Source organism: Lamprobacter sp. (genome assembly GCF_034860625.1).
Lineage (GTDB): Bacteria > Pseudomonadota > Gammaproteobacteria > Chromatiales > Chromatiaceae > Lamprobacter.
On the sequence record NZ_JAYESN010000367.1, the window covers coordinates 1 to 2323 of the forward strand.

Here is a 2323-nt window from a genome sequence, read left to right on the forward strand (position 1 = left end):
GCGGATCAAAAGCCTCAAAGGCGAGCCATGCATCATCATGCCCGCACTCGAAGGGGAGATTCAGATCAGCGGCGGCCGGACGTTCCGTCTGGAAGAGGTAGCGACAGGGCGCTATTCGCTGGACCTGAAGCCGGGCGAGGAGGCGGTGCTCTGGAGCGGGAAGCAGATGCCGGATCTAACGCTTTCAGCACTTCCCGCTGAGCCCGGAAAGACCAATTCCTTCGGGATTAGATAGCCGTATATATCGGGTGATCTACATGGTGGAAAGAGACATCGTGACCGTAAAGGTAACGACATCAACGCGCACAAATATTGAGACATCGCATGAACAATATTCGGAAGAGGTTGAAGCCGCAAAAGAACGCAGAGAGCGCAAAGATGCTAGCCTGATCTATTCATGAACACCGCGTTGACCGGTGATTTTTGGATTCATCAACAGTTTTTGAGCCGTGAAACAGGATTTTTAAGCGGTTTTGACCGTTTCGAGAGACAGTTCCCCCTTACCCCCGTATTGGCTGCGCGGGGGACCGCTTGCTGAGAGCTCAGCCCGTATTCAACCGCACAGCCGACTGGAACTCCGGGATGTTGGCGAAGGCTTTGGGGAGGTGCAGCAGGATGCGCGTCTTGCCGCTTTCCACCCGCGTTCCGATTTTCAGCAGCCGCAGGCGGATCGTGTCAAACTGCGCGTGCGCCAGTTGGGTGCCTTTGAGGCGCACAGTTCGAAGGTAATGCATCACCACGTAGGCGGCGGAATGCAAAAAGAGACGGAACTGGTTGGCTGTAAATTTGTGGCAACTGGTGCGATCCGAGCAGAGCCCGTTTTTATGATCCTTGATCATCAGTTCCATTGAGCCCCGCCCGCAGTAAACCGTTTCATAAAGATACTTCGCTCCGGTTTTCTCGAACGAAGTGACGACGAAGCGCATGTCCTCGCCGTTGGCCGTAATCAGAACCCGGCAGACGACCCGTCGCGCCCGGCTCCAGCTTTTTGCCTGATAAAATCCCGAAGCGAACATCCGCACATCGTGCCCGGTGCGCTTGTATTTCAGACGGGCTTCTTCCAAAACTCCGGCGAACTGTTCTTTGAGACGTCCGTTGATCGCCAGACCGGTTGCAAAGTCCATGGCGCGGCTTTCCATCCAGTCCATCACGGCGGGTTTCGTGTGATGGGAGTCCGCCCGGAAGATCAGCCGGGTCTTCGGGAACGCGGTGCGCAACCGTTTTACGACGCGCTTGAGCACGCTGATGATTTCCTGATCCGTCGGGGTCTTACCCGGACGCAGCACCGTGGTGATCAACTTGCCGCTCAGCCCGTCGTAGAGATGAAAGGGCATAAAGCAGTACTCGTCCTCAAAAGCGTTGAACAAGGCCAGTTGCTGGTTGCCGTGGACGGGGTCGGAGGTCGGATCGAGATCCAGCACGATCGCTTCGGGCACCTGATTAAATGACGCGATGAACTGATCGACCAAGGCGTAGGCGATGCGCAGCAATTCTTTGACGGACACCCGGTTTTCCAGCCGGCTCATCGTCGGCTGAGAAGCCAGGGCATCCGCTTCAGGCAGACGGCCCGCCGTCAGTTTAAAAAGCGGATCATCACGCAGATGATCGCAGTCGTTGGCATCTTCATAGCCGCAACAGATCTGAGCGACCCGCTGAGAGAGCATCTCTTCGAGCGTGTGATCCACATAGGAAGGGTGGCGCGGGTCATGAAGGGCTTCAGCCAGTGAGCGGATGATACCGGTTTCGATCAGCACTTCGCGCAATAGAACAAGCCCTCCGTCGGAACTGACCATCGGCTCATCAAAAACCGCCGTAATTTTCCGGCCTTTAAGAGGTGTAAAAGGGAAAAGAATCTGGTTTTCTTTGTTCATAACGACCTTGGTTGTTTTTACGTGGTTGTAAATCGTAAGGCATTATACAAGAATGCTTTACAGCAACCAAGGCCGTTTTCATGAATAATTCAGGCTAAATCGTCATTTTGTTTTCCAGCTCCCATTGCGGAGGTTTTATTTGTCTGTTTCGTATGAAGAAACGGAGTCGTACCACTTCTGCCACTGCTGCTTCATGGCTTTCAGTTTTTCAGGCATGTCCGGAGTCAGGTCGCGGGTTTCGTTTTCGTCCTTCGAAAAGTCGTACAGCTCCCATTCTTTATCTTTGGCTCTGCGGAGGCGCACCGCTTTCATGTCCCCGTCGCGGATCGCAAAGCCTTCGGAGTATTCCCAGTAGAGCGGATTGGGCCGGACAAGCGGCCTGCCTTCAAACGCAGGCAGCAGGCTGATGCCCTGCATGGGAAGGACTTTCTGTTTGCTGGCTTTTTCAGGAT

At 54.4% G+C, this 2323-nt stretch carries 3 protein-coding genes; 1 reads left to right on the forward strand and 2 read right to left on the reverse strand.

The features are described 5' to 3' along the window. On the forward strand, positions 1-235 hold a 235-nt coding region (locus tag VBE63_RS27610), incomplete at its 5' end, for a hypothetical protein (protein WP_323686194.1). Between the two features lie 307 nt (positions 236-542). Here the strand turns inward: VBE63_RS27610 and VBE63_RS27615 are convergent. Then, positions 543-1871: an IS1380 family transposase gene (locus VBE63_RS27615; protein WP_323686195.1), complete on the reverse strand. Its 1329-nt coding sequence runs from the start codon at positions 1869-1871 to the stop codon at positions 543-545. Positions 1872-2006: 135 nt separating this feature from the next. Further along, a partial coding sequence (locus VBE63_RS27620) for a hypothetical protein (protein WP_323686196.1) occupies positions 2007-2323 on the reverse strand: 317 nt, incomplete at its 5' end.

Bases quoted from the DNA above. Each gene is read 5' to 3' on its own strand.
- VBE63_RS27615 (WP_323686195.1), bottom strand. From the start codon at position 1,871: ATGAACAAAGAAAACCAGATTCTTTTCCCTTTTACACCTCTTAAAGGC.